Genomic DNA, 1,524 nt, shown 5'->3' with positions numbered 1-1,524 from the left:
CGGACGCCGGCTGAAGCGGTTCCGGGTCCGGGCGGGTCCGGAACGGGCCGTTCCGGACCCGCCCGGACCCGGAACCGCTTCAGCCGGCGTCCGAGGACACGCGGGATGCCGGACTCCGCCCCGCGCCCGTCCGTCTCCCTCCGTACCGGATTCCGCTTGATGGGCAAGCCGTCACTTGCCTATCGTGTCGGTCATGGCGGACGACGTCTTCAAGGCGCTGGCCGACCCGACGCGTCGGCGCATCCTCGACGAGCTGGTGGAACGGGACGGCCAGACGCTGTTCGAGATATGCGCGCGGCTGGTGACCAAGCACGGCCTGGGGCTGTCCCGCCAGGCCGTCAGCCAGCACCTGGCCGTCCTGGAGTCCGCGGGACTGGTCCACGTGCGGCGTCAGGGCCGCTACAGGTTCCACGATCTGGACACCGGGCCCCTCGAGCACATCGCGGCCCGGTGGCTCACACCCGACAGACCGGAGAGCACGCCATGAGGATCCATCTGACCAGCGCCTTCGTCGACGACCAGGAGGAGGCCCTGCGCTTCTACACCGAGGTGCTCGGCTTCGTGAAGAAGCACGACGTCCCGCTGGGCGAGGACCGGTGGCTGACCGTCGTCTCGGCGGAGGATCCCGGGGGAACCGAGCTGCTGCTCGAACCCTCCCGCCACCCCGCCGTGGCGGCGTACAAGGCGGGGCTGACCGAGGACGGCATCCCGGCCCTCTCCTTCGCCGTGGACGACGTCCACGCGGAGTTCGACCGGCTGCGCGGGCTGGGGGTGCGGTTCACCCAGGAGCCGCTGGAGATGGGCCGGGTCACCACCGCGGTCCTGGACGACACCTGCGGCAACCTGGTCCAGATCGTGCACGGCGCGTAGGCACCCGGAGGAGGGCCGGCGGCGCGTCCCCTTCCCCGGGCCGCGCCCCTCAGACCGCGCCCTCCCACGCGCGGCGCAGGAAGGCCGAGGCGTCCGCGAGCTCCGGGAGGGAGATGCCGTGGCCCTGGCCCGGGTAGCGGCGTTCCTCGAGGCGGGCGCCGGAGTCCTCGCGGAGCCAGGTGCCCGTCCTGGCGACGAGGTCGGCGGGGATGACCCGGTCGGCGACGTCCCGGCCCCAGAAGACCGGCACCCCGGCCAGGCGGCCCCGTTCCTCGGGCAGGCCCGCGTCCCACGGCAGGGTGCCGGACAGGAGGACGGCGGCGGCGAACCGCTCCGGGCGGGCGAGCAGCAGGCCGCCCGCCATGGCCATGCCGCCGGAGAAGCCGAGGAGCGAGACCGACGTGTGACCGGCGGCCTCGGTGCCGAGCCAGCCGAGGAGCCAGTCGGCCGTGGCCGCGAGGGAGTCCGGCAGCGGGCGTCCGACGCCCCGGTTGGCGAACCACGCGTATCCGCCGCCCTCGGCCAGCGGGGCGCGCACGAAGGCCGCCGTGGCCTCCTGCGGCAGGTGCGGCGCTGGTCGTCGCCCTGCACGGGCGGGGAGCGGACGAGGTGTCCTTCGCGCGGCTCGCGCCGCATCTGCCGCAGGAGGCCACG

General features: G+C 74.4%; 3 protein-coding genes. 2 read left to right on the top strand and 1 reads right to left on the bottom strand.

From position 1 onward, the window contains the following. Window positions 1-193 precede the first annotated feature (193 nt). Window positions 194-487 (top strand): ArsR/SmtB family transcription factor, encoded by a 294-nt coding sequence (locus AOK18_RS27920; RefSeq protein WP_055572380.1) that lies wholly within the window; start codon window positions 194-196, stop codon window positions 485-487. Further along, window positions 484-870 (top strand): VOC family protein, encoded by a 387-nt coding sequence (locus AOK18_RS27915; protein ID WP_055696129.1) that lies wholly within the window; start codon window positions 484-486, stop codon window positions 868-870. The genes AOK18_RS27920 and AOK18_RS27915 overlap by 4 nt, the downstream gene beginning before the upstream one ends. Window positions 871-919: 49 nt before the next feature. Here the strand turns inward: AOK18_RS27915 and AOK18_RS35210 are convergent, their stop codons facing one another. Further along, window positions 920-1,408: an alpha/beta hydrolase gene (locus tag AOK18_RS35210; RefSeq protein WP_107100373.1), complete on the bottom strand. Its 489-nt coding sequence runs from the start codon at window positions 1,406-1,408 to the stop codon at window positions 920-922. Window positions 1,409-1,524: the final 116 nt, after the last annotated feature.

Source organism: Streptomyces prasinopilosus, assembly GCF_001419695.1.
Lineage (GTDB): Bacteria > Actinomycetota > Actinomycetes > Streptomycetales > Streptomycetaceae > Streptomyces > Streptomyces prasinopilosus.
Note: the sequence above shows the minus strand (reverse complement) of the source record. Positions and strands in the feature narration are given on the sequence as shown.

What these genes read in the sequence shown, in the direction of transcription:
- AOK18_RS27920 (WP_055572380.1), top strand. Translation starts at nt 194, where the DNA reads ATGGCGGACGACGTCTTCAAGGCGCTGGCCGACCCGACGCGTCGGCGC.
- AOK18_RS27915 (WP_055696129.1), top strand. Translation starts at nt 484, where the DNA reads ATGAGGATCCATCTGACCAGCGCCTTCGTCGACGACCAGGAGGAGGCC.